The 24,486-nt window shown below is 27.0% G+C and carries 23 protein-coding genes and 1 tRNA gene; 1 reads left to right on the top strand and 23 read right to left on the bottom strand.

What is annotated here, in order from left to right; translation table 4 throughout:
- The 15 genes from SCHIN_RS02905 to rdgB all read right to left on the bottom strand — a co-directional run bounded on the left by SCHIN_RS02905 (position 1) and on the right by rdgB (position 17,889).
- Positions 1-933, bottom strand: a complete 933-nt coding sequence (locus SCHIN_RS02905) for a hypothetical protein (RefSeq protein WP_166508142.1) — start codon at positions 931-933, stop codon at positions 1-3.
- A gap of 147 nt (positions 934-1,080) precedes the next feature.
- Positions 1,081-3,177, bottom strand: coding sequence for a lipoprotein (locus SCHIN_RS02900; RefSeq protein WP_166508141.1), 2,097 nt, complete (start codon positions 3,175-3,177; stop codon positions 1,081-1,083).
- A 1-nt stretch (position 3,178) separates the two neighbouring features.
- Positions 3,179-4,333 carry an SGNH/GDSL hydrolase family protein gene (locus tag SCHIN_RS02895; RefSeq protein ID WP_166508140.1) on the bottom strand — a complete coding sequence of 385 codons (1,155 nt, stop codon included), beginning with the start codon at positions 4,331-4,333 and terminating at the stop codon, positions 3,179-3,181.
- A gap of 2 nt (positions 4,334-4,335) precedes the next feature.
- Positions 4,336-5,268: a hypothetical protein gene (locus SCHIN_RS02890; protein ID WP_166508139.1), complete on the bottom strand. Its 933-nt coding sequence runs from the start codon at positions 5,266-5,268 to the stop codon at positions 4,336-4,338.
- Between the two features lie 145 nt (positions 5,269-5,413).
- Complete coding sequence (locus tag SCHIN_RS02885; protein WP_166508138.1) at positions 5,414-7,474, bottom strand: lipoprotein; 2,061 nt, start codon at positions 7,472-7,474, stop codon at positions 5,414-5,416.
- A gap of 106 nt (positions 7,475-7,580) precedes the next feature.
- A complete protein-coding gene (locus SCHIN_RS02880) occupies positions 7,581-9,650 on the bottom strand; it encodes a hypothetical protein (RefSeq protein ID WP_166508137.1) in 2,070 nt (689 codons plus the stop codon).
- Between the two features lie 424 nt (positions 9,651-10,074).
- The gene (locus SCHIN_RS02875; RefSeq protein WP_166508136.1) at positions 10,075-10,437 is read right to left on the bottom strand and encodes a hypothetical protein; all 363 of its coding nucleotides are present in this window, start codon (positions 10,435-10,437) and stop codon (positions 10,075-10,077) included.
- A gap of 18 nt (positions 10,438-10,455) precedes the next feature.
- On the bottom strand, positions 10,456-12,129 hold the full coding sequence (locus SCHIN_RS02870) for a vWA domain-containing protein (protein WP_166508135.1): 1,674 nt from the start codon (positions 12,127-12,129) through the stop codon (positions 10,456-10,458).
- Positions 12,130-12,155: 26 nt separating this feature from the next.
- Positions 12,156-13,679, bottom strand: coding sequence for an AAA family ATPase (locus SCHIN_RS02865; protein WP_166508134.1), 1,524 nt, complete (start codon positions 13,677-13,679; stop codon positions 12,156-12,158).
- A gap of 170 nt (positions 13,680-13,849) precedes the next feature.
- A complete protein-coding gene (locus SCHIN_RS02860; protein ID WP_166508133.1) occupies positions 13,850-14,497 on the bottom strand; it encodes a hypothetical protein in 648 nt (215 codons plus the stop codon).
- A gap of 36 nt (positions 14,498-14,533) precedes the next feature.
- A complete protein-coding gene (locus SCHIN_RS02855) occupies positions 14,534-14,911 on the bottom strand; it encodes a hypothetical protein (RefSeq protein ID WP_166508132.1) in 378 nt (125 codons plus the stop codon).
- 39 nt (positions 14,912-14,950) lie between these two features.
- Positions 14,951-16,312, bottom strand: a complete 1,362-nt coding sequence (locus SCHIN_RS02850) for a DEAD/DEAH box helicase (RefSeq protein ID WP_166508131.1) — start codon at positions 16,310-16,312, stop codon at positions 14,951-14,953.
- Positions 16,313-16,346: 34 nt separating this feature from the next.
- Entirely contained in the window at positions 16,347-16,865 is a 519-nt protein-coding gene (locus SCHIN_RS02845) for a tRNA (cytidine(34)-2'-O)-methyltransferase (protein WP_166508130.1), read from the bottom strand.
- 41 nt (positions 16,866-16,906) lie between these two features.
- On the bottom strand, positions 16,907-17,194 hold the full coding sequence (locus SCHIN_RS02840; RefSeq protein WP_166508129.1) for a hypothetical protein: 288 nt from the start codon (positions 17,192-17,194) through the stop codon (positions 16,907-16,909).
- Between the two features lie 95 nt (positions 17,195-17,289).
- Positions 17,290-17,889: an RdgB/HAM1 family non-canonical purine NTP pyrophosphatase gene (gene rdgB, locus SCHIN_RS02835; RefSeq protein WP_166508128.1), complete on the bottom strand. Its 600-nt coding sequence runs from the start codon at positions 17,887-17,889 to the stop codon at positions 17,290-17,292.
- Between the two features lie 67 nt (positions 17,890-17,956).
- On the opposite strand from rdgB, the gene SCHIN_RS02830 reads away from it, so the two are divergent.
- A complete protein-coding gene (locus tag SCHIN_RS02830; protein WP_166508127.1) occupies positions 17,957-18,754 on the top strand; it encodes a phosphotransferase family protein in 798 nt (265 codons plus the stop codon).
- Here the strand turns inward: SCHIN_RS02830 and SCHIN_RS02825 are convergent.
- From SCHIN_RS02825 to truB, 8 genes are all read right to left on the bottom strand, one after another.
- On the bottom strand, positions 18,744-19,460 hold the full coding sequence (locus tag SCHIN_RS02825) for a DxFTY motif-containing membrane protein (protein WP_166508126.1): 717 nt from the start codon (positions 19,458-19,460) through the stop codon (positions 18,744-18,746). The genes SCHIN_RS02830 and SCHIN_RS02825 overlap by 11 nt on opposite strands.
- A 69-nt stretch (positions 19,461-19,529) precedes the next feature.
- Positions 19,530-19,603 (bottom strand) — tRNA-Gly (locus SCHIN_RS02820).
- 73 nt (positions 19,604-19,676) lie between these two features.
- Positions 19,677-20,447 carry a MurR/RpiR family transcriptional regulator gene (locus tag SCHIN_RS02815; protein ID WP_166508125.1) on the bottom strand — a complete coding sequence of 257 codons (771 nt, stop codon included), beginning with the start codon at positions 20,445-20,447 and terminating at the stop codon, positions 19,677-19,679.
- Between the two features lie 17 nt (positions 20,448-20,464).
- Positions 20,465-21,385 carry a tRNA (adenosine(37)-N6)-dimethylallyltransferase MiaA gene (gene miaA / locus SCHIN_RS02810; RefSeq protein ID WP_166508124.1) on the bottom strand — a complete coding sequence of 307 codons (921 nt, stop codon included), beginning with the start codon at positions 21,383-21,385 and terminating at the stop codon, positions 20,465-20,467.
- 238 nt (positions 21,386-21,623) lie between these two features.
- Positions 21,624-22,178, bottom strand: coding sequence for a hypothetical protein (locus SCHIN_RS02805; protein WP_166508123.1), 555 nt, complete (start codon positions 22,176-22,178; stop codon positions 21,624-21,626).
- 163 nt (positions 22,179-22,341) lie between these two features.
- Positions 22,342-22,608: a 30S ribosomal protein S15 gene (gene rpsO, locus SCHIN_RS02800; RefSeq protein ID WP_166508122.1), complete on the bottom strand. Its 267-nt coding sequence runs from the start codon at positions 22,606-22,608 to the stop codon at positions 22,342-22,344.
- A 149-nt stretch (positions 22,609-22,757) separates the two neighbouring features.
- On the bottom strand, positions 22,758-23,507 hold the full coding sequence (locus SCHIN_RS02795) for a nucleotidyl transferase family protein (RefSeq protein WP_166508121.1): 750 nt from the start codon (positions 23,505-23,507) through the stop codon (positions 22,758-22,760).
- Position 23,508: 1 nt separating this feature from the next.
- The gene (truB, locus tag SCHIN_RS02790; RefSeq protein ID WP_166508120.1) at positions 23,509-24,420 is read right to left on the bottom strand and encodes a tRNA pseudouridine(55) synthase TruB; all 912 of its coding nucleotides are present in this window, start codon (positions 24,418-24,420) and stop codon (positions 23,509-23,511) included.
- Between the last annotated feature and the right edge of the window lie 66 nt (positions 24,421-24,486).

The raw sequence follows: 24,486 nt of genomic DNA, 5'->3' as shown, positions 1-24,486 counted from the left end.
TTAATTACCTTTCTTTCTATTTTTGATTAACATTACCATTGCAAAGATATATAGAGGTAAGATTAAACACATGTAGATTAAGAATAATACAATTCCTGCTCTCAATACTTGTAAAGTTCCTGTAAAGTTTGGCACATATAATTCTGATATGTCCATTGAACTTTTTGGCATTGTTTCTACACTAAGGTTTGGGTCATTGAAGACATTGTGTCCCATTGCGTCAAATCCATAAATAATATTTGAAATTTGATAATTTAAAAATCAAGTTTTATTATTTAATAACATTGCCCCTTTTGAAGCACTAACATTTGATAGTTCTATTCCAGAAGAAGTTACAACAACAGTTTTATTGTATTCATCTTGGTCAACCATTGTTTGATTTCTTAATGCGTCATTATATCTTTCTTTTGAAAAGATATCTTTGATTCCTCCAGAATGGAAGAATCAAGCAATTCCTGCATTAACATATCCAAAACTGAAGAATTCAGTTGATACTGCTTTATCAAATTTTACTAAGTCCATTCCTAAATCATATAGGTCTAGATCTTTCTTGTTTGCAACATGATCACCTCAAGTTTTTTGATATCAATCTTTTGCAAATTTTTCATATTGTTCTCTTAACGCTGCATATTCACCAGGTTCTGTGTCATATGAATTAAGAGTTGATTGAACGTCTGTCAAGTAAGCACCTTGGATTACATTGTTCATCATTTCATTATATGCCGGGTCATTTCCAGAAACTACATATGTTTCTTTAGGCATAATTTTTTTAATTTGTGTTTCAATACTATCAATGAAACTTTTTGATTCCAGTCCCATTCCAGGCACTATCATTAAAAAGCTTAATAAAAATAGCAATCCTGATAACACTGAAAAAATAATAATTTTTAGTTTCACTTTAGTTGTGAAATATTCTTTAAATTTAGTTAACATAATTTATCTCCCTTACTAAATTATTCTAAATAACTATTTCAAATATTGTTGATTTATAAAAGTTGTTTTAATATTTAAAAAAATTTTATAAAAACAAACTTATAAAGTGAAAAAAAAATTCTCAATTTAATGAGAATTTTTAAAAAATTATTTAACCAAAGTTATTTTATCAATAATTAATTTTTGTTTATATGGTTTTAAAGTGATTTCATATCTATCTAAAATATCTTCACCATCAGTTACTGTATAGACAAAATCATTTACACCTTTTTTATCAATTTTTGTAACTGATATATTTTCTAGTGCATCAGATGCAAGTTTTCCAAGATCACTTCCACTATTCATGTATTTTCCTAAAACCTCCAAGACATTTGCAAGTCAATCTCAAGTTCCAACACTTTTTGAAAGTTCATCTAAAACTGATCCAGCCACAACTTTTCCATCTTCAATACCTAGATATTTAAATAAGTTTTTAAGGTCACTTAACCCTTTTACCAAAGCATCATCTTTTCTAGCTGCTTTAATAACTTTTGTAAGTCCATCAAAATCCATTTTTGTATTTTTAGATTTATCAACAGCTTCACTTAAGTCATTGACAATATCTTTTATACTTTTACCTAAAATAAAGTCAAATTCTGATGAAGTACTTACATCATATCCCAGTTTGCTTGATTCTGAACTTGAACCACCCAATAATGGTTCAAGTAAACTTGGAATTGATGCCATTGGAGTTGAAAGCAGTGTTTTAATTGAAAATCCAATTGTTTCATCACTTTGATTTCATAGATATCCAATTATGTCATCTGAAAATTTAGATGCATCACCAGCATCAGAAATACCTATTAATAAGTCTAAAAGTTGTTGAGGTATTGTTTCAGCAATCATCGGATCATTAACTAACCCAAAAATAGCTTTTATTACATTATTCATTAGTGAATCAGATTTTCAATCACCCTCTCCAGTAGAAGTTCCGACACAGTAGTTTAAAACCGCTCTAATAACAGATTTAAGATTTATTTCTAAATTAAGACCAGAAACATTAACACTAATACTTTCCATACCAGCTATATTTACAACAACATTACCCAGTAAGTCTGCAAATCCATCATGTCCACCATCATAGTTTTCTTGTATGTTTGTGGTTTTAACAGAACCTGCAACTACCGCTAATAAGTTTTTGATTACAACTGCTCCATTATTGTCAGTATCATTTACCATGTATTTTAAAGATTGTAATAATGGTTTTAAGTCCACTTCATTAGCAACATCTTGCATTTTTTTACTTCTCACAGTTTCAACTTTATTAACCTTAATTATTCCATTTGTATAATCATCAAAAGTATATTGGTTTAAATACACTAATAATGTTCTTATAAATCTTATAATTTCAGCAATTGCTGGTAAATTTTTAATTAAATCAAAATTAATTGATTTAGTGCCACTTATTAAACCACCAATTACTCCTGATAAAGAACCTATAGCTTTTTGGTAATTTGCTTCCAATTGTTCACTCATATTTGAATCACTAAATCCAGTGTATTCAATTCAAACTCCTGAAGAAGGATTTGTTAAGTTTTCCAAAGCATTTGCAAGACCAATAACACTTGAATCTAAGGCTTGTTGCATTGACATATTTGCATAAACTTCATTGCTAAATGCATTTTCAATCAATTGCATATTTTCATTTGTTAGAACTTTTCCAAATACTTGCGCAATATCTGGTGATAATAAACTACTCATATCAAATTTTTCTAAAATTCCAGCTAATGCTGATGGGTTTGCTAATGCAGATAATAAAGTTGGTGCATTTTCAGCTAAAGTTTTTAAAATATCGGGTGCTGAACTTTCCATTGACATAACACCATTTTGATAAATATCTTCACTTACAGATAATTCACTTGATAATTTATCAAAGTTTAGATAATTAGATCCAAGTTCTTGGAATCTAGTTGTATCTGAAATTTCTAAAGACTTATCAAATTTTGTTAAATCTAATTTGTCTAAATATTGTGATTTAATTTTACTGTTAAAAATTTCACCCGGACTAATGTGTAACCCAGAATCTCCAGCTCCATTTTGGTTAATAAACAAAACTTTTGCATATTGAGACATTAATTTTGATAATGTATCTTGTGAAATTTCATCATTAAATAAGTTTGGTCTTTGTGAAGAACACGCCACAACAGACACTGATGCAGAAGCAGATAATGAAACTGCTCCTAAAATTCCTAATAATTTTTTCATTCTATTCATCTCCTAATAAATTAAATTTACTTTTCAATTCTTCGAAAAATAAATTAGCAAAATATTCATGCCCTACTTTTGTAGGGTGTACTTCATCTGTGAAGAAGTACTTATCCATATCAACACCTTTAATTGCTTGAACTTCCATTTTAATTTCAGATTTACCTTGAATTAAGTCGCTTTCTCAACTACCAACTGGTGTTGTACTTTTATCCGTAATGTTTGCACCAGTTCCAACTTCTTCTTTAAATCCATCTAAGATAGATTCAAAATTTTCATATAATCCATAAACATAAATATTATTTTCATAATATTGTTTAGCTTCATTAATTACATTTAACATTTTTTCATTAAATTCTTTACCAATTCTTTGAATAAATTCCATTTTATCTTCATCTGTTGTTTCATTATATTTTGGAACAAACTCAAGATTTGGTGGTGTTAAAATTGCTAATTTCTTTACACCATTATTTAGAAGTGTAAAGATTGAATTTTTAATATTTGCCATTGCTTCATTCAATATGCTAACTTGCATTGAAGGATCATTTATTGCATTATCAATTAATGCAAATAAGTCATTTCCTCCAATTTCAAATAAAACCATATCATCATCATGAATGACTTGTTGTTTAACTAAAGCTTCTGCTTGTAAATCAATTCTTGAATCATTGATAATCATACCTGCAACCCCAGTTTGAGTCATGGCAGTAGCTCCTCCAACTGAATAATTTTTACCTCAAACATTTTTGTCACCTTTACTAATTGGTGCATCCTCTTGAACAATGTTTGCAGCACTAAATTCTTCAGTTGTGAATTTTAATTTCTCATTGATAATAGCAGCAGTTGTTGGTCCATTACTAAAACCATTTTTATATTCTCCCGCCATTTGTAAATTAACCCCTAATTTATTTTTAAGAAGTGTTGTTATTCCGTTTTGGTCGCTCAAACTATCTCCCAATGTAAAAAAGTTTGAAACACCTAAATGTTCATTTTTATCAGAACTAGTATCTTGCGCTTTGCTTTTATCTATATGAATCCCAATACTCAAATCAAAATTAGTATTAATTTTTCCTTGCGTTGGTGTACAAGCAACAACTGTAATTGTAGATGTTGCAGTTAAACTTAACGCACCTAAAAAACCAAGTAATTTTCTCATAACTATCCTTTCTCTTTTCTATTTTTAATTAGCATTACCATTGCATAAATATATAAAGGTAAAATTAATCCAATGTAAATAAAAAACATAACAATCCCTGCTCTTAAAACTTGCAGAGTAGATGTAAAGTTTGGCATATATAATTCAGATATATCCATTGAACTTTTAGGCATTGTAGACACACTAAGATTTGAATCTTCAAATACATTTACCCCCATTACATTAAAACCATATTTAATGTTTTCAATTTGGTAATTTAAAAATCATGTTTTATTATTCAATAATAAAGTTCCCAATGATTTATTTATATTTGGTACATTTGTACCTGGAACCACATAATTAAGTGCTTCATCATATACTTCTTGGTCAATCATAGTTTGATTTCTTAAAGCATCATTATATCTTTCTTTTGAAAAGATATCTTTAATTCCTCCAGGATGGAAAAATCAAGCAATTCCTGCATGTACATAACCGTAACTTAGAAATTCTGTTGATACTGCTTTATCAAATTTAACTAAATCCATCCCTAAATCATATAAGTCTAGATCTTTTTGTTCTTTTATTGCATTTTCTCATCTATTTAAATATCAAGTGTTTGCAAATTCTGAATAAGCTTTTAATGCTGCATCATAATCTTCTGGTGACATTTCGTTTGAATTTAATGTTGAAGTTGCATCAGTTTGGTATGCACCTCTAACAACATTTTCCATCATAGTATTATATGTTGCACTGTCCCCTTTAATAATATAAGTACCTTTTGGCATAATTTTTTTTATTTGTGTTTCAATACTGTCAATGAAACTTTTTGATTCAAGTCCCACTCCTGGAACCATCATCAAAATACTCAATAATAATAGGCATCCCGAAATAATCGAAAATACTATTATCTTCAATTTCACTTTCTTTGTGAAATACTCTTTAAATTTGGCAATCATTTATTTTCTCCTCTTCTTATTTATCATTATAAAGGTATGCGTTATCAAAAAATAAAATCTAAAAGTTGTTTTAAATATTAAAAAACCTTTTGCATACTGATAAAAAAGAAAAAATCTAACCATTAGGTTAGATTTTTTAGTTTTTTTATAATAATGCAATTGATTTAATTACTTTGTTTCCAGTTTCACCAGTTAAAGTAATTTCGAATTTATTTGTAATTTTTCCATCAGTAACAGAATAAACAAATTTATCATTATTTGAACTTTCTTTAGTAACATTCAAACTATTAAATAATGTTTTTGCATCAGTATTTAATTTTCTGATTTTACCTGCATAAACACTCAAATAACTATCAATAACTTTACCAACAGATTCTAATCAACCAGCTTTTTTTAAGAACTTATCTAATAAATCAAAGGCAGAACCTGGTGTATATTTATCTTTACCTTCATAACCCAAAATTTTTCAAAAATCTTTTGGATTTGCAAGAGCATCATCAATTTTATTTTTAATTTCTCCAATTATATTTGCTAATTCACCAAAATCTACTGTAGCTTGCTCATCTGTTAGTTCAACCATTTGTGCATCTAAGTCATTAACTATTTCTTTTAAACTTTTACTTGTTAAGAAATCAAAACCTGATGATGTAATATTATCAAATTTATTTGTTGTTCCACCAAATAAATTCATCAAACCACTTAAAGGTTGATCTAATAAAGATTTAAGATTAAAGTTTAATTCTTTATTATCGTTTGTTCAAAGATATGAAACTCAGTCCACTATAAAGCTTTGATATTCTTCACTAACTTCTGCTCCTACCGTATAAGCTCCTTCATATAAACCTCCGTTTATTTTTGAAACTAAATCTTTAATAATCCCCTCTTCAAGAGTATCTTCATATGCTAATGCGGATAATACAAATCCAGCTCCTATACTATCATCTGCTCCATAAGCTCCAATATTTATAAACGCCCTAATAAATGCTTTTATATAAACGGTACTTAAGTCTATTTCCATAAAAGGTTCGTCCATCCCTGTATCTACAGTTTCCATTCCAGCTACTTTTTCTAAAATAGATGCTAATAAATCAGCATAACCATCATTTCCCTCGTTATATTCTTCAAACGGAGATACTCCTCCCAGAACGCCTGTATCTTCAACTGACACAAATAATGAAGCTAAAACATTTTTTATAACGTAATATCCGTTATCATCATTAACTAAGAATTTTAATGAACTTACTAAATTTTTTAGATTTAGTTTATTGTCACTTGAATCAAAAGTTTTACTTCTAATTTCTTTAATTTCTTTTTTTGTTTTTATAGTTTCAGTTGTAAGATCACCGAATTGGTTAAGATTTATTAAAATAGTTCTAACAAATCTAATAATTTCTGCAAGTGCAGGAATATTTGTAGCAATATCAAAACTTATTGATTTTTCACCACTTAATAATCCACCAACATTTTCTCCAATTGATGAAATAGCTGTTTTATAATTTGCTTCTAATTTTTCTTTAGAATATTCTAAGTTTAATTTTCCTTCGCCCATTAATTGGTCTAATGCATTTGCAAGTCCAATAACACTTGAATCCATTGTTTGTTGCATTGTCATTCCAACATATACATCTGTTGAAAATGCATTTTCTAATAACTGTAGGTTATCCTTAGATAAAACATCTTTAAAACTTTCTAAAAGTCCTCCTGGTGCTAACATTTGTTCCATATCAAATGAAGTTAATAAAGACAACAAACCAGAAGGATTAGTAATATTAGTTAATTGCCCTAATAAAGTGGCTATTGTAGAATCCATTTGATTTTCTAAACTTTCAACCCCACCTTGGTAAATGTTATCTGAAACTGTCACACCTGATGTCAAATTATTTACATCAAAGTATTTGTTTGCAACATCATTGTAAGTTGCATTTGAATCTAAACCTTCATTTATAGCTAATTTGTCCATTCCAAGACTTGATAGTTTTTGGTTCATCAAATTCACTTTTAAATAAGAACTAGAACTTACATGAACTCCATTTATTTCGTTTTGATTTAAAAATAATAATTTTGAATAATCTTGCATAACTTGACTTAATCCGTCAGTTGCAATTTCGTTTTGTTTTTGACCCGCGGGTTTACCACAAGCTACAACAGTAGCCGAAGCAGAAGCTGTAATAGTTATAGCTCCTAAAAAACTTAATAATTTTTTCATTTTTTTCTCTCCCTTTATTATTGATACTTAAATATTATAAGATTAATTTCAATAAATAAAAAATAAATAAAAAATCTTTTAATTATTAAAAGATTTTTTACAATAATTATAATAATGTAATTGATTTTATTACTTTGTTACCAGTTTGACCAGTTAAAGTAATTTCGAATTTATTTGTAATTTTTCCATCAGTAACAGAATAAACAAATTTATCATTACTTGAACTTTCTTTAGTAACATTCAAACTATCAAAAAGTGTTTTGGCTGCAGAATTTAATTGAGTAACTTGCATATTATATTCACGCATATAAACATTTACAACCTTTGCGATTGATTCTATTCATTTTGATTTAGATAAAAACTTATACAATAAATCAAATGCAGAATTTTCTTCATAATCTCCAGTTCCTTTATATCCTAATATTTTTCAAAAATCTTTTGGATTAGCTATAGCTTCCTCTATTTTTTCACCAATAGTTTCAAAAATTTTAGCTATTTCATTAAAATCAATGGTTGATTGTTCATTTGTTAAAGAATTCATTTCTAAATTTAAATTGTTAATTATTTCTTTAAGACTTTTTCTAGTAAAGAAATCAAAAATTGATGATACAACATTATCAAATTTACCTTCAGTTTCCCCTCCAAAAAGAGAAAGTAATTCACTTAAAGGTAATGATAATAGATTTTTAATTGAAAAATTTAAAAGTTGATTATTATTTGATCATATATATGCTAATCAATCTGATTCAAATTTTGTTCTATCTCCGTTATCTACAACTGCTTGTAAATATGGAGCTAAAACATCAGCTGCTGTTGGATCGTCTAATAGTGCGCTTAATGCAATTGCAGTAACACCAGCACCTGTATCTCAATTGGCTTGTGGTTTTTCAAATGAAGATGCCAACCCATAAGTTATGAAAGATCTAACAGCACTATCTAAATATATTTTCGCAAGAGGTGACCCTTCTGGAAGTTCCATTTCAGCTTCACCCCCCATTAGACCTACAGCTACATTTCCTATTAAGAAACCATAAGCATCGTGCGACATTTTAGGTCCAATGGCAATAGCAACATTAGGAGCAAATAATCCTGTATCTGTTCCACCCATCAACACTGCTAATAAATTTTTAAAAACTATTTCTCCTTTACCATCAACATCATTTACCATAATATTTAAAATACCTGTCAGTTTTTTTATATTGATAGTGTTATAACTGTTATCAATTGTAAATTTTAAAGTGTTTCTATTTTTTAATACATCATTTCTATTTAGAAAATTATCTGTCATTTGTTCAAAACTATAACTATCAATATAAATAACCATTGTTTTTACAAACCTTATTATCTCAGCCAAAACTTTTAAATCTTTTGAAATATCAAAAGAAATTGATGCACCGTTATTTACAATTTCATTTAAATTTATCTTAATCAAACTCATAGCTTCTTCTAAATTATCTTTAACATTATCAACACTACCTGATTCCAATCAAATAGCGCTATCTTTGTTGACTAATAAATTTAATGCGTTTGATAGTCCAATCGAACTTGAATCAATAGCTTGTTGCATGGTCATTCCTAAATAAATATCATTATTAAAGGCATCTTCAATAATTTTTAAACCTTCTTTAGTCAATACTTCTTTAAGTCCAGCCAACATTCCTCCAGGACTTAACAAATTATTTATATCCATCAAGGTTATTAAAGAAAATAATCCTGTTGGATCTGTTATTCCTTCCAATTGGTTCACAAAAAGAGAAATTGTTAAATCAATTTGTGAAGTTACACTCTCAACCCCTCCTTTATAAATATTGTTTGAAACATCTATATCACTTGTAAGTTTATCAACATCAAAATGTTTTTCTACAAGTGTTTTATAAGTTGTATCATTGGACAAATTTTCACTGCTAATCAAGTCTTTTAAATCCAAACTTTCCAAACTTTTATTCATCAAGTTAGTATTTAAGAATGAACTTGGGCTAACATGAACTCCTTTTACTTCGTTTTGGTTTAAAAATAAAGCTTTGGAATAATCATGCATTACTTGAGTTACCCCGTCCATTACGATTTTTGCATCATCATCTGTGGTTCTTTTAGCACCACTTCTACATGCCATTACAGCAGATGTACTAGAGACAGTTAATGTTAGAGACCCTAGCAAACTAATTAATTTTTTCATTTTTACCATCCTTCTTTTTTAATAATTTAAAAAAATGAAATTATAAAATTATTTAAGGTTATTATGTTTTTTAAGTTCCTGGAAATAATGGTGAGTATTTTAAAATTTCAATTTTTATTAATACATTTAATAATTAGTTTTTGTATATTAAAAAAATTATCATATAAACAGTTTTTAACACTAAACTATATTGATAATTTATAAAATTATTATTTTATGTTTGGTAAATATTTTTTGAATTATCTTTTTTCTATAAAAGTAGATTCAAAAAATAACAAATTGTTAACAAGGTTCTAATTGATATTTCCATAGAACTTTTATAACCTCAAAAATATTATATTTCATTTTAAAAATAATAGTAAAAAATAGGGGTTAATAAAATTAATTTCAGAATAAAAAAAAAATTTTACCTAAGTAAAATTTATTAATCGGTCTTTAATATGTCTAATGTAATTATCATTTCATTTTCTGCAACAGCTGTAAATAATTTTCCTGAATGCATTTCTTTTTGTTCATCAACAGAGTTTATCATAACTGATAGTTCTCTATTTTCAATTATCCCTTGAATGTTTGTAACAGTCACTAACTTTTCAACCAAGTATTTTGAAAAGAATATTGGATCTGATTTGCTCAAGATACCATACTCCATTCTTTTAAAGTAACCATGACCAAAAACTCTGGCATCAATTATCATATACTCACGAATTACATTTTGAATTGAAGTCATTATTTCTTCATCTTTAGCAAAATATATCATAAGTAAATTTGCTTTTTCTCTTATTTCCATACAAGTATTCTCTCTTCTCTAATTTGAACCATATAGTTTTTGTTTTTTCTCTTCAAGTTCTTTTGCTTTTTGTTTTGCTTTTTCAAGTTTCTTGAACTTAGGACTATCTTTATGAACTTCTCTCATTTGTTTTCTACTTCTAATTGAGTTAAGTTCTGCAATTTGTTCATCCCTGTAAGCTGCTTCTTCATCTTTCAATTCTCTTAAATCTCTTAAAGTTTCATTTAAAGATTTTACAATTTGAGTTGTTGAATAAGGATCATTTGGATCATAATACATAACATTATCAAACACATCTTGTGTTTCAACGTTTGGCATAGTTCCAACAACTAAAGAGTGAAAACGGTTATAGTTATCTTTTAAGTCAGCAATTTTTACACGAGTTGAATTTGGAAGTGAATCCATCATAAAGTCAGAAATCATTAACAAGTCTGCTCTTTTGTAATCTTCTGAATTCATTTTATCAATAACTTTTTGGAAAGCTGGTTTTGAATTAGTTCTTCCATAGAATGACTTTGCCAAGAAGTCTAACATTTTTTGGATGTTTACAGTTCTACCTAAAATGTTAAATTCATCAACATGTTGATTGGCAAAGTTATAAATTACTAAATCTCTTCCTTCTTTTAGAGCAACTTTAGCAACAGCAATTGCTAAAGTTTTTGCAATATACTCTCCTGCCCCTTCCATAGAACTAGATGTATCAATACAAATAATAAATTTACCTTGTTCTAAAGGAATTGGAGCTTCATATTCAACTTCTTCAATTTCGTGTTCAATTATTGTTTCATTTGATTCAAAAAGAAATGCTTGTAATTGAGATTCAACATATTTTTTATAAAATATGATTTCAAGTTCCGGGTCAAAAAGATTTGCAAGTTCCATTGGAAGTAATCTTTCAATATCTTTTGACATTGTTACCCCAACCAACTCTTCAGGGTTGTAAGGTAACTTAACTTGTGTAGGATAAGTTGTGATTTGTTCAGTAATATTTACTTCCATCAAATCATCTTCTCCATTAAGTCTTCCAAGCATTTCTGCAATTCTTAAAATACTTGGATCTTTATATAGGAAGTCTGCAAATCTAGCAATTGACTCGATGTTTTGATTTTTTAATTCATCTTCTATGTTTGCAATTTTCCCAAAAACATCATACATAGTTTTATAGATTTTTGCATACTTACCATAATTTTTTATAATTGAATAAATTTCAACTAAATAGTTATATCTTAAATCTTCAACAGTTTTCATTCTATAGTCAATGATTCTTTTAGTTAACATAAAAGTTCATGTTCTAAAGAATTCAGTCAATCAATCTCTTCCCTTCAATTCTATATATCCATTTTCAAGTTTTCACTTCATTGTATCGATATATGTAGAGAATGGAGAGTCAAATTCAATTAATTTACCTTGTATTAGATTTAACTTTTGTGCAAAGTCTACTTCATCAAAATTATCAGAAATATAGTTATAATAAATAATTTCTTTTCTGATTGGTTCTGGTAATTTTACTTGACTAATTGTTGACATGTGAGATGCACTATAAAAATTATTGATTTTGTCATCTAATTGTTCTGCTGCATATTCATGGTCTTTTTTAAAAACAAGAAAATCATTATTATGCAGATCTCTTTGTCTAAGACGTTCAATTTCTTTTTTGATCTCATTCATTGGTTGTTCTAGATCAAATTCCATAATAATCACCTTCTCTTTATTTTAAATTAGTCTAATTCCATTTCAAATTCGCTATTTTCTTGTTCTAAAGCTTCTTGACGTTCTTTTTTCTTTTTAGAAACTGTATCAAAAGCTTCAGCTATTTTTTCATCATAAACTTCGTCAAAGAATACACAATTCATGTTTGTATATTTTTTGTATTCTTTAAACATTTTTGCACTAACTTCTTTTACTTGTTTTTCAATTTCAGTTACTTGTTGACTCAAGTTAACCATTTGATTATTAAATTCTGCTGGATTATCATTTTGTACTTGGTATTTTTTGTTTTCTTTTACAAATAAGATTTGATCTGATTTGTAACCTTTAACCTCCATTTTTTGAGTTCCAACATACTTGTTTAAGTTTGGACCAAAGTGTAAATCTATTTCAAAACTTTCACTTGGTAATGCACTAATTTTGTTTCAATCTGATGCAGCAATGAAACAAACTTTGTAATCATCTCCACCATCAGTAAAGTTTATTAAGTAATGTGTTCCTTTTAGAGCACCTCTAAATGGTGAATCATAAGGAGTTAATCTTAAGTATTGAGCTTCAACTTGACCGATTTGAGCATTCATAGAATCTAGTTGAGAAAGTAAGTTGTTTTTCTCATTTCTTCACTCTAAACCAAATTGTTCTAAAAATGCTTTATAGAAAATTTGTGTATATGCTTCTTCTTCATCTTCGTTATCTCAAATACAGAAAGGAATTACAAAAAGATCAGGGATATCTGTTGTTGCTCTTCCATTGTAAAATGCACTAGTTTTCATAAGACCTGCAATTTTCTTTCATCTACGGTCAGAAATATATGCTTCTCCATTTGTATCAAGAGTCATTTTTTTTCTAAAGTAATGAATAAAGTCTAATGTTTTTCTACTCATTCTAACTTGTTTTGATTGTTTCTTTCAAGCTTCAAGTTCTTCAACACTTATTTGAAGTCTTGGATCAACTTCAACATCTAAACTTGATTCTCCATCAAGTAATTGTTCAAAGTTATCTTCTTTTACTAAACCTTTAGCAATATATCTAATAATGAAACGGTCAAATAAAGCTTCTAGTCCTTCACCTTCTGCAGGTAACTCATTGGAAGCTGAAATTAAAAGTTTCAATGGAACTTTAATATCTTTTCCACCATTTCTAAAGATTTTTTCGTTAATAATTGTTAGAAGTGTATTTTGAATACTTGGTCCAGCTTTTCAAATCTCATCCAAGAAACCAACGTTAGCTGATGGTAAATAACCATCAACAACCCTAACGTATTTCCCTTCTTTTAAAAGACGTAAATCAATTGGTCCATAAATTTCTTCAGGTGTTGAGAATTTTGACATCAAATATTCAAAATTTGATCCATTTTTAATTGCAAATTTTAACCTACGTGAGATAAGTGATTTGGCAATCCCTGGTTTTCCAAGTAAAAATATTGACTCTTCCCCTAATAAAGCTAGCATTGCTAGTTTAAAGATTGTTTCTTTTTCATAAACTTGGTATGAAATAGCTTCTATTAATTTCTTAATTCTTTCTGTAATATCCATTTTTATTTCCCCTTATGACTATGTTTGTTTTATTTATAAAAAATAAAATATCTATAATATTTTACATTAATTATCAATTCTAATAAATCAAAACTCTACTTTTATTATAAAAATAGAGTTAATTTTTTATCATAATAATTAAAAAAATCAGAGTCTAGATGTCTCTGATTTTAATAGTTGTTTTTCTCAAAATTTTGATTATTTTTAGAATTCATAGCTATATTTAAAAAAGCTTCCTCTTCATTTTTCATAACTTTATTCATTACGTCTTCTTTAATATCTTTGATTATGAAATTTTCTAAAAAATTGATCCTTCATGCCTCTGTTAAAACAAAACTCAAAATAAAATTACCTATTTCATAAAGGTCACTAAAAGAAATGATTTTCTTTTCTTCTTCTATATGTAAATCTTCAAAATATTTTGTTGTTTCGTTCAATTGTTCATTAAACTCTTTTTCTTCGTCATTTTTTACAATTGAAAATTCATTGCTTAGGAATTCTACTCTTATTTCTTTATTCTCAAAATCAAAACCATCAACAATTCTAATTAAAAAATCCAATTTTTGAATAATAGATAATTCATCCTTTAGTTTTTCAAACATCTTATTATCATTTAAATTCATTGATAATTTATTTTTTATTTCTTCTATCTTACTTAAGTTTTTATTAAAAAATAATTGTGTATTTTCCATATAAGACAGTAAAAGAGGTTTTAAGAAATTAAAAATAAAACGTTCATTTTTAGAAAGTATTTTAGCTGTTTTTTTAGCTCTAGAATAGATTTTTTTATCTTCTTTTTCATTAATAGGTAGTTTCATATTAACACCTTACCTTTTCTTTATTATAACTCAATTTTACTTTTTATTCTTTTTATAGACAAAACTTTTATTTAAATTTTTACTTTTAATTCTATTATTACTAATTGCAATTTTTGTAGTTATTTGAGAAATGTTATCCTTTATAAAATTGAAATCTTTTTTTATTTTTTCTTCACTATTAGCAACTGAGTTGCTAATATCGTGAGACACTACATTATAGTTTTCTGCTAGATCTTTAGAACTTTTAAAACTAGCTGCTTTTTGAATATCGTTTGCTTCTTTTTGTAATTTTAAAGTCTTTTTGCCCAAAATAATCGCAACAGCAATTGTGGCACCCCCAATTACCAATGAAACAATGAACTCCAATCATCATTTAAACTCGCTATATATTGTAATAATTTCTAAAAACTTCATTTTTACTATCTCATTCCTATAATTTTAAAAATTTCTTGTCTAATCAAATAGTTCTTCTCTTCTTTTTTTGTATTTTTCTTTTTTAATTTTTGCAATTGATTCTTTAATATGTTTTCTTCTAATATCTTTTTTAACTTTATCAATTTCAGCTTTTCTTTTCTTTTTATAACCTGGTTTAATTGGTTTTTTCTTATATCTATTTAAGATTTTAGCCTCTTCAACGGCTGCCGGATTATTTGGGTTAACTTTTTTGATTTTTTCTTTTTGAACAACATCAACTAATTGGTTACCTACCAATTTCTTATTTGAAAACTCAACACCTTGAGATTTTAATGTATCAATTTGATGTTGATTGTTTGAATTAAATAAAACATAACTTTGTCCAGAATATTGATTTCTACCAGTACGTCCACTTCTATGGATGTAGTAATCTAATTCTTGTGGTAAATCGATTGAAATAACATGACTTACTCCATCAATATCAATCCCTCTAGAAGCAACATCTGATGCAACAATTCATTTGAATTCCATATTTTGAATTCTTTTTTGCATATTTGTTCTTTGTCTTGGGTCTAAATCACCATGTAGTTCTCCAATATTTCTAACACCAAATTCATTTAATCACCCAATTACTTCTTTTATTTGATTTTTTCTATTAACAAAAATCATAGCAACATAAGGATTAATTGAATCTACTATTAATTTTAAAATATCTTTGTTTTCTCTATTTTTTGTTCATACAAGAATATGTTCAATATTTTTACTACTTGGTTTTTTGTCTAAATTCTCGATAAAAATAGAGTTAGATAAGTACTTAGTTAAAAATGGTTTTAAACCATTATTAATAGTTGCCGAAAATAAACTAATGTTGGTTGTTTTAGACATTTTTGAAAGCATAAGATCAATATCATCGATAAATCCTAGTTCAAAAATCATATCACATTCATCAATAACAACATGATTTGCTGTTGTTAATTGCAAGTAATTTTGTTCATATAAACCTCTAAGTCTAGTTGGAGTTCCCACAACTATCATTGGTTGTTTATTTTTTAAACCATCTTGATGTTTTTCAATATCATCTCCACCGACATACAATGCACAAGTTGCTTGCTCATTGTATTTTATAAGTTCTTTAATATTTGCAAAAATTTGTCTTGCTAATTCTCTAGTTGGAGTAATTATTAAACATTGCACTTTATTAGATGAATAATCTAAGTTATTAAGTATTGGTAAAAGAAACGCGTGAGTTTTTCCAGTTCCTGTATGTGATTGTGCAATCACTGTTCTATGTTTTTTTAATAAAGGAATAACCTTTTCCTGGATACTTGTTGGTTTTTCAAAACCAATATCATTAAGTGCATCATTTATAAATTTTTTAAATCCAAAGTCGCTAAATTTCATTTTCTTTTACCTCTCAAAAACTATTATATAGTAATTATTCCTTTTCTAAATAATCGCTTCCTTTTTCTACTTCTACTTTACTTAATTCTAAGTAATCTCATTGTCTTAATACTTCATAAGTTGAAATACCAACACTATTTGCTATGTTCAAACTTCTACCAGTGGCAACCATTGGTATTCTAAAACATTTATCTAAATTATCTTTTAATAATTCTTTTGGGATACCTGTTGATTCTTTTCCAAACATAATATATATTTCATCGTTAATTTCTGTAAATTTAAAATCACTTATTGGTTTTTTTCCATATCTTGTCATAAAGAATATATTTGCATTTGGATTTTTTAGTTCAAAATCTTCTCAATCATCATATCTAACATATTCACAACCTTCAAAGTTGTTTGCACTACTTCTTGCAAAATTTCTCTTATCAAAAATAAAACCAAAAGGTTCAATTAAATGTAACTTTGCATCAGTTAGTGCACAAGTTCTCATAATAGCACCAACATTATCTGCAATTTCAGGTTCAAATAAAATTATATTTACTTTTCTCATAACTCTTACTCCTTCCAAAACAAAAGAGAGTATTTACTCTCTTAATCTTGTTCGTTACTAAAAACTCCGATTTCGATCATGCTCTCTTCAAAACCTTCAGCATTTAGTTTATTAAAAATATTGTGAGCAGCTTCTACTGAAACTTTTTCCCTGGGTAACAATATTTCTGTAGCCTTGTCTGCTATTTTTTCTTCATAAAAATAGTGTCTTGATTCTGGTTCTTTTTCAAATACATCTTTTAAAAAATTATAATATGCTTCATATACAATTTGACCATTTGATTGTATTTCTAAGTATAAAGGACTTTGTTCAAATTTAGTTTTTTTCATAGCCATTCCCCCGTAAAATAAATGTTAATAATATTATACTTTAAAACAGCATTATAGTAAATAGAGCCTAATTTAATTTATATATTAAAACACCATTAATAATGTGTTTTTAGAAATTCTTTTAATTTTTCTATAGCTCTAGATCTATGAGAAATTTTTTGTTTTTCTTCAAAACCAATTTGTGAAAAGGTTTCATTGTATCCTTCTGGGATAAAAACAGAGTCATAGGCAAAACCAAGTGTTCCTCTTTGTTCTTTTGAAACTTCTCCTTGTACAACTCCATTAAAAACTTCTTCAAATCCTTTTTCTTTATCAATTAAAGCAATTGAAGACTGAAAATAAGCTTTTCTATCTTTCATTTCACTTAAATTATTTTCTCTCATTTTATCTAATAACAATTCTACTATTTGAGTTCAATCAGTTAAAGGTTTTGCTCAACGTGCACTGTAAACACCAGGAAAACCATTTAATCCTTCAACACAAATTCCTGAATCATCTGCTAAAACTATTCCCTCTACACTTTGCGCAAGATATCTAGCTTTTATAAGAGCGTTTTCTTCAAATGTTTTACCTGACTCTTCAATTTCCATTTCTTCTTCTAAATCTAACAATGTTTTAACTTCAAAATCTTTTAATGCATATTTTAATTCTTCTACTTTTTTAATATTGCTTGTAGCAATTCATACTTTTTTCATTATTTTCTCCTTTTTATAATCTATTCCTTTAAAATTTAAATAGATTATAACTTACAAGGAGAAAAAAATGAATTTTAATTTTAAAGGACTTACAAACGATATTTTAGTTGAAGATTTTTACGTTATTAAAACATCAAAACCATTAACTGAAAAATATCTAGATAAAACAAACGAAGTAAACGTTTTGCTAGACTTTTTATTTTTAGATCAAGATGTCATGGTAAAACCAAGAGAATTCAAATTTGAAGACCAAAGATTGGTTTCAAGTTTTAAAGTTTTACTAGGTTATGAATCTTTAGAGCAAAACAAATTAGAAAAGAAACATCTACCAATAATTGCAGATGGAATTAAAAAATTTCATTCATTGACAGTTTCAACAGTAACTATTAAAAGTTTTGATTATTTAGCTTTTTTAGAATTCTTTGAAAACAATATAAATAAACTTATATATGAATTAAGTTTTGAAATAAAAGAAATTAAAGAAGAAATTAAATTATTAAAGAATTTAGAAAAAGTTATAAGTCATAATGATTTAGTTCCTGGAAATATATTATTTAAAGGCGATGAATTAAAATTTATAGATTATGACTATGTGAAGTTCAATGATAAGTTTTTTGATTATGCAAGTTTTATAACAGAAACTTGCAATGATAACCAAGAGTTTATTGATGAGTTTATAGAAATATTAAAAGAAAAAGAAATGTTAAAAGAAGATGAATTAAAATATCTAAACATTTCAATAAAATACCAAGATATTGTTTGAACTTTATGAGCTAACTATATGTTTGAAAATACAGGAGAACAAATTTATAAAGATATTTGTGATGAAAAATATTTAAGAATTAAAAATAGGATTAAAATTTAATCCTATTTTTCTTTTCTCTTTTCTTTTGTTCTTTTTTGTCTAGTTTTTCGTTTATCGCTTTAACTTTTTCTAAATCTTTTTGTTTTTCTATAATATATTTTTCTTCAATATTTTTCTCTAATTCAATTTTAAATTTTTCTAACTCTTCTGCAATAACTTTTTGTTTCTCTAAATAATCTTGATGACGTTTCATCTTGATCTCTTTTTTTAAAGGAATAGGTTCTCCCTTTTTTCAAGCTTCATATTCAATTTCGAAATTTTCTTTTCTTTTTAATTCTTGATTTCTAACTAAAAAAGTTATAAATACAGAAAATGTTAGACTCACAATTCCAACAACTAATGCCAGAACAAATTTAATTAAAACATATATAGTGGTATTGGGAAAAGCAAACCCTATTAATATTAAAAAAGAAATTATCATGGTAAATGTTAAAGAGTAAGTAAAGTTATCTGATTTGTGAAATTTTAAAAAATAAAATATTGTTGTTGTTAAGAAAGTAAAAATAAAATATCCAAATAATATTAATGCAACATATCCAACAATCGGTGTTGGTAAATTATTTTTAAGACTAATTGAAACATCATTTCCCACAAGAATTCATATTGCAATTCCTGGAGCTAAAGATTCTATCAAAATAAAAAGTGAGCTAATTCAAAAATCTGTTCTTTGTTTATTAAACTCTAATCACATATTTTCTTTTTCCATAATTTCACCTCTAATATATATAATAAACTAAAATAAAAAAAACCTCGTTAGAGGTTTTGAATTCTTTATTGGAGCGGGTGAAGGGAATCGAACCCTCACAGTCAGCTTGGAAGGCTGAAGTTCTACCATTAAACTACACCCGCAAATGAATACAATGAAATAATATATTATATTAAATTGTATTGCAATAGTTTTTTTAAAAAAATTTAATTTTTTTTATTTTATTTTTGGTGTATTGTCAATTTTCTCAGCCAATAGCAAGAATAAACTAAATAATGCAAAAGTTCTATACTTGTAATCACTACTTAAGTTGTAATTGATAATACTTTTTTTTCATTCTTTAACTTCTGGAAGTTCTGTTAAATGATTTAAAGTTGTTACGATAAAAACATTTTTACTTAATGTTGCTAAGAATTCTAAAATTCTTGAAAGTGTTAATGTATCTCTCCCTGTTAATAACACTAAAACCAACTTATCTGTGAAGTCAACATGTCTTGCAACTTCTAAATTGATTGAACTGTCCATAACTTTTACATCAATACCTTGGTTTGTTAAAATATCTCTTAAGTGTTTTGCTACATTCATACTTTGGAATGATGAAGCTATTCAAATTTCTCTAACCTTATTGATTTCAGATGCTAATTGTAAAATAAAATCACTTTGATCTTTTGCTCAACCTGTCAACACTTCCATAGAATTAGTATCAACTTTATCATAGTTAATATTTTTTTGTGTTGGAGAAGAAATTAAAGCATTTTCATATTCTATTTTTAATCTAATTGCCAATTCTTTGTATCCTTCACAAAGAGCTGCTTTTGCAAATTGTGTTATTGTTGACATAGAAACGTAACACACGTCTGCTAATTCATTTTGACTTTTAAACACTCCCACATTAAAGTCATCTAATATTTGTTTTGCTATTTGTTTAAATGTTGTATTTCTGTTATCTTTTACTAAATTTTCTATTCTTTCATAAATTGAAATCATAAAATTACCGCCTATCTTTATAAAACTTGTTTTAAATATAATAATACATCTTCACACATTTTGTCAAAATTGTCATAATCATGTGTAAATCATTTTACATCTTCAAATTGATTTTTAAACCAAGTTATTTGTCTTCTAGCATATCTTCGATTATTTCTTTGCATTAAACTAATAGTTGTTTCGTAATCAACTTCTCCCTTTAAGTAAGAAATAATTTCAGGCCCCCCAATGCATCTTAAAGCCTGGGCCTTTTCATTTTTTTTGTTATCTAATCAAGCTTTTTCAATTTCAGAAAATAATCCTTTGTCAGTTAACTTCAAAACTCTTTGATTTATTCTGTTATGAAGTAGTTCTCTTTGGGGATTTATACCTATGATGATTAAATCATCATAAAAGTAAGTCTTGTTGTCTTTTATTATATCACTTTTATTTAAACCATTTAATTCAATAATTTCCAAAGCACGAATTACTCTATAACGATTATTTGGGTGAATAATCTTAGCAGCTCTTCTGTCAATTTGGTTAAGTTTTTCTCAAAGTTGTTCATTTGAAAGATCATCAAATTGTGTAATATATCCTTCTGTATGAGTGTTTGTTGGGAAATTATAATTCATAACTAAGGCGTTAATATATAAACCAGTTCCTCCAACAACTATTGGTAATTTATTTTGTTCTTTGATTGTTTCAATTATTTCTCTAGCTTCTTTTTGAAACTGAGCTACAGAGTAACTTTCATTTACTTTCATAGTTGAAAGTAAATGATGTTTTACCCCTTTCATTTCTTCCTTGGTAACTTTATTTGTAGCAATATCTGTACCTTGAAAAATTTGTGTAGAATCTGCATTAATGCATTCTCCATCAAATTCTTTGGCTATTTTAATTGAAAGATCTGTCTTTCCAGATGCTGTTGGACCCACAATTACAACCAGTTTTTTCATTTTGTTATCACACCTCATATTTTCATTTTTAAAATATTTAGAATTATTAAAAATCTTAAAAATAAAAATATTTCCACCCGCTATCAAATGCATGAGATAGGAAATACTAATTTATAGAGCGGTTTTAAACACTCACGCAAACGTAAAGAATAACAAATATTCTTGGTGTCCCGAAGGACAATATTATTATATCTTAATAAGAACAATAAAAAAATATCTCCTAAGAGATATTTTTTTATTATTTTTTGCTTGAAGGCGCTCTTCTAATTTCAATGTTGATTTTTTTAGGTTCAACAACTGATGGTTGGAATAAAACAGTTTTTCTTGCTTTTTCTAATGCGTCCCCTGCAATTTTAGTATCTTTCATATAGTTATACATTTCTCTAGTTTCTCTAGCTCCAGTAACAACTGCAGTTCAAGCTTCTTTTGATTTACGTTTAACTTTTGAGTTCATTCAGTGAAGTGCAACTACGTTGTTTACATCATCTTGTTCACCTTCTGGATCAGCTAAAGCGTAAACTCAACCAAATTCAGACTCTAACCCGTATTCTGAATGTTTTAGGATTGCTCCTGCAACATCTTTTCTATAAATTGCTGAGTTAGTAGCTGAAACTGGTTCTGCTTTTTCTCAAATAAATTTTTCTTGTCCCTCTGTTAATTTAACAGCTTTATTTACGATTTTATTTGGTTTTGGATCAGAACTTTTTTTTCTAGTTTGAATATGTTGTGATCTCTTTGCATTCGAAGCAGCTCTTTTAACAGCTGCTTTTTCAGGTCCTTTTTTTGTTGCCATATTTCGCACCATCTTTCTAATGTAAAACATTTTTTTTGATTAGAAACTACATAGATAAGTATCTAAACATAAATTTATTATACACTAAAAATCACTTTTTTTTCACCCAATCAATCACTTTATGGTTTATAAAAAAAATAAAACCCCATTTAATGGGGTTTTATTATTTTCTAATTCCTAATTTTTCAATAATTGCTTTATATCTTTCAACATCTTTTTTAAGTAAAAAGTTTAGTAAGTGTCTTCTTTGAGCAACTTTTTTTAATAAACTTCTTCTTGAAGTAATGTCTTTTTTGTGAATTGCTAAGTGTTCTGTTAAGTTAGCAATGTTAGTTGTTAATAATGCAATTTGCACTTCTGCTTTACCAGTATCATTTGCATTTGATCCAAATGTACCAATAATTTCAGTTTTTTGTCTTTTTGAAACCATGTGTTTTCTCCCTTTATAATTTTCTTTTGATTGCATTTGTCTAAACAAAGCATAAATTTTAAGGGAAAAATTTATGCAACGTATAAACATCAATACAAAAAGAGTATATAGTATTCAAATATCAAATACAATTTAAAATTAATAAATTATTAAAGTTTTTTAATCATTTCAATCTCGATATTTGGTTTAACTACAAATTCTTTAAAAAATATTTTATTATTTTCAAATTGAGCTATTCTTTTTGTTCCATCTACCAAAACTTCATAGTTACCATTTTGAATTTTTGAATACATATCAATAACCCCAAATGATTCGTCTCCATCAAATGGATTTTTTTTAGCAAATAATTTGAAATTTGTGCCAATTCTTTGGTTTAAAACTTCAACTTGTCCATTTTCTAAAAGTTCTTTTAATTCTGTAGTTGAATAATGTAAATCTCTTTCAAAAATGATTACATTTTCTTCACCAAAAGCTTCTTTTAAATCTTCAACAGTTCCTAAACCTTTAAATCCAAATTTAAAATCACTTCCAACTACTATTTTTTGAACGCAAAGAGTATTTTTTAAATAATTTATAAACTCTTCTTTTGTTTTTTTAGTTGTTGATTCATTAACTTGAATTTCAAATAGATAATTTGGATTAAATCTTGATTCGATTAATTTATATTTTATAACTTTTGATTGAATGTTATTGTTTACATTATTTAAATAATCGGTTACTTTTTCTGAAAAAGTTATAACCGATCACGCTTCGTTTTGTTCTTCTGCAATTTCTTTTGTTTTTTCAATAATTTCATTGTGAATTTTATGTAATCCGTCAAAAAAACCTATACAAACAACGTATGGTTTCTTGTCTTGTTTAAATTCATTTTCAACAATATATAGATTTTTTTTAAGCATATTAAATTTCCCTTTCGGCTTCTGTTAAATTTTCCATATTCTTTTCATCTCAAAGTCCTCTTTGACATGTATAAAGATCGTGTGCTACTCACTTGTAAATAGCTAAAACTGTTTTTTTGTCATCAATCACAAATACAACTGGCACATTTTTGGTATTTAAGTTAATTGCTTTTCCTTGCATAATATCTTTTACATTGTGGTATTCAACTAAGGTATGTTCATTTTGCATTAAACCATCATACATAGAGATTAGATCATCTCATTCTATTTCTTCTATGTTTTTAGCTTGACTAACATCAAAATTGCCTGATGACACTCTGTCTAAAGTAGCAACTGTTGCAATTGTATTTAAGTCTTTTGCAAAGTCTTTTACAAGACTTCTAATGTAAGTTCCTTTACTACAAAGAACTTTTAATTTTACTGTACCTTTTTTTTGGTTGAAATCAACAAGTTCACAACTTTTAATAGTTACTGTTCTTGATTTAATTTCTACCTCTTCATTTTTTCTTGCATATTCATAAAGTTTTTTACCCTTTACTTTTACAGCAGAATAAATTGGTGGATATTGTTCATACATATATCCATTATATTTTTCTACCAATTCTGTAACATCCTTTTTGTTAATTTTTTCAAATTCTTGTTCGTTTGTAACTTCTCCAGTAATGTCACCACTGTCTGTTTCTTTGAAAAGTTGCATTTCTACAACATATGTTTTATCACTACTTAACAAGTAATTTGATACTTTAGTTGCTTGATTAACTAAAACTACCATTAAACCTGTTGCTAAAGGATCAAGGGTTCCTGCATGACCAATTTTCTTAACATTAAACTTACGTTTAATTTTTTGAATTAAATCATTTGATGTTATCCCTTGGGGCTTATTAACTAAAAAAATTCCTGATTTATTTTCCATTTATAATTCCCCCTCTAAATAGATTAACATAATTGACACACAGGTTAAAGGGAAAAATGCTAGTTT

The organism is Spiroplasma chinense (genome assembly GCF_008086545.1).
GTDB lineage: Bacteria > Bacillota_I > Bacilli_A > Mycoplasmatales > Mycoplasmataceae > Spiroplasma_A > Spiroplasma_A chinense.
Note: the sequence above shows the minus strand (reverse complement) of the source record. Positions and strands in the feature narration are given on the sequence as shown.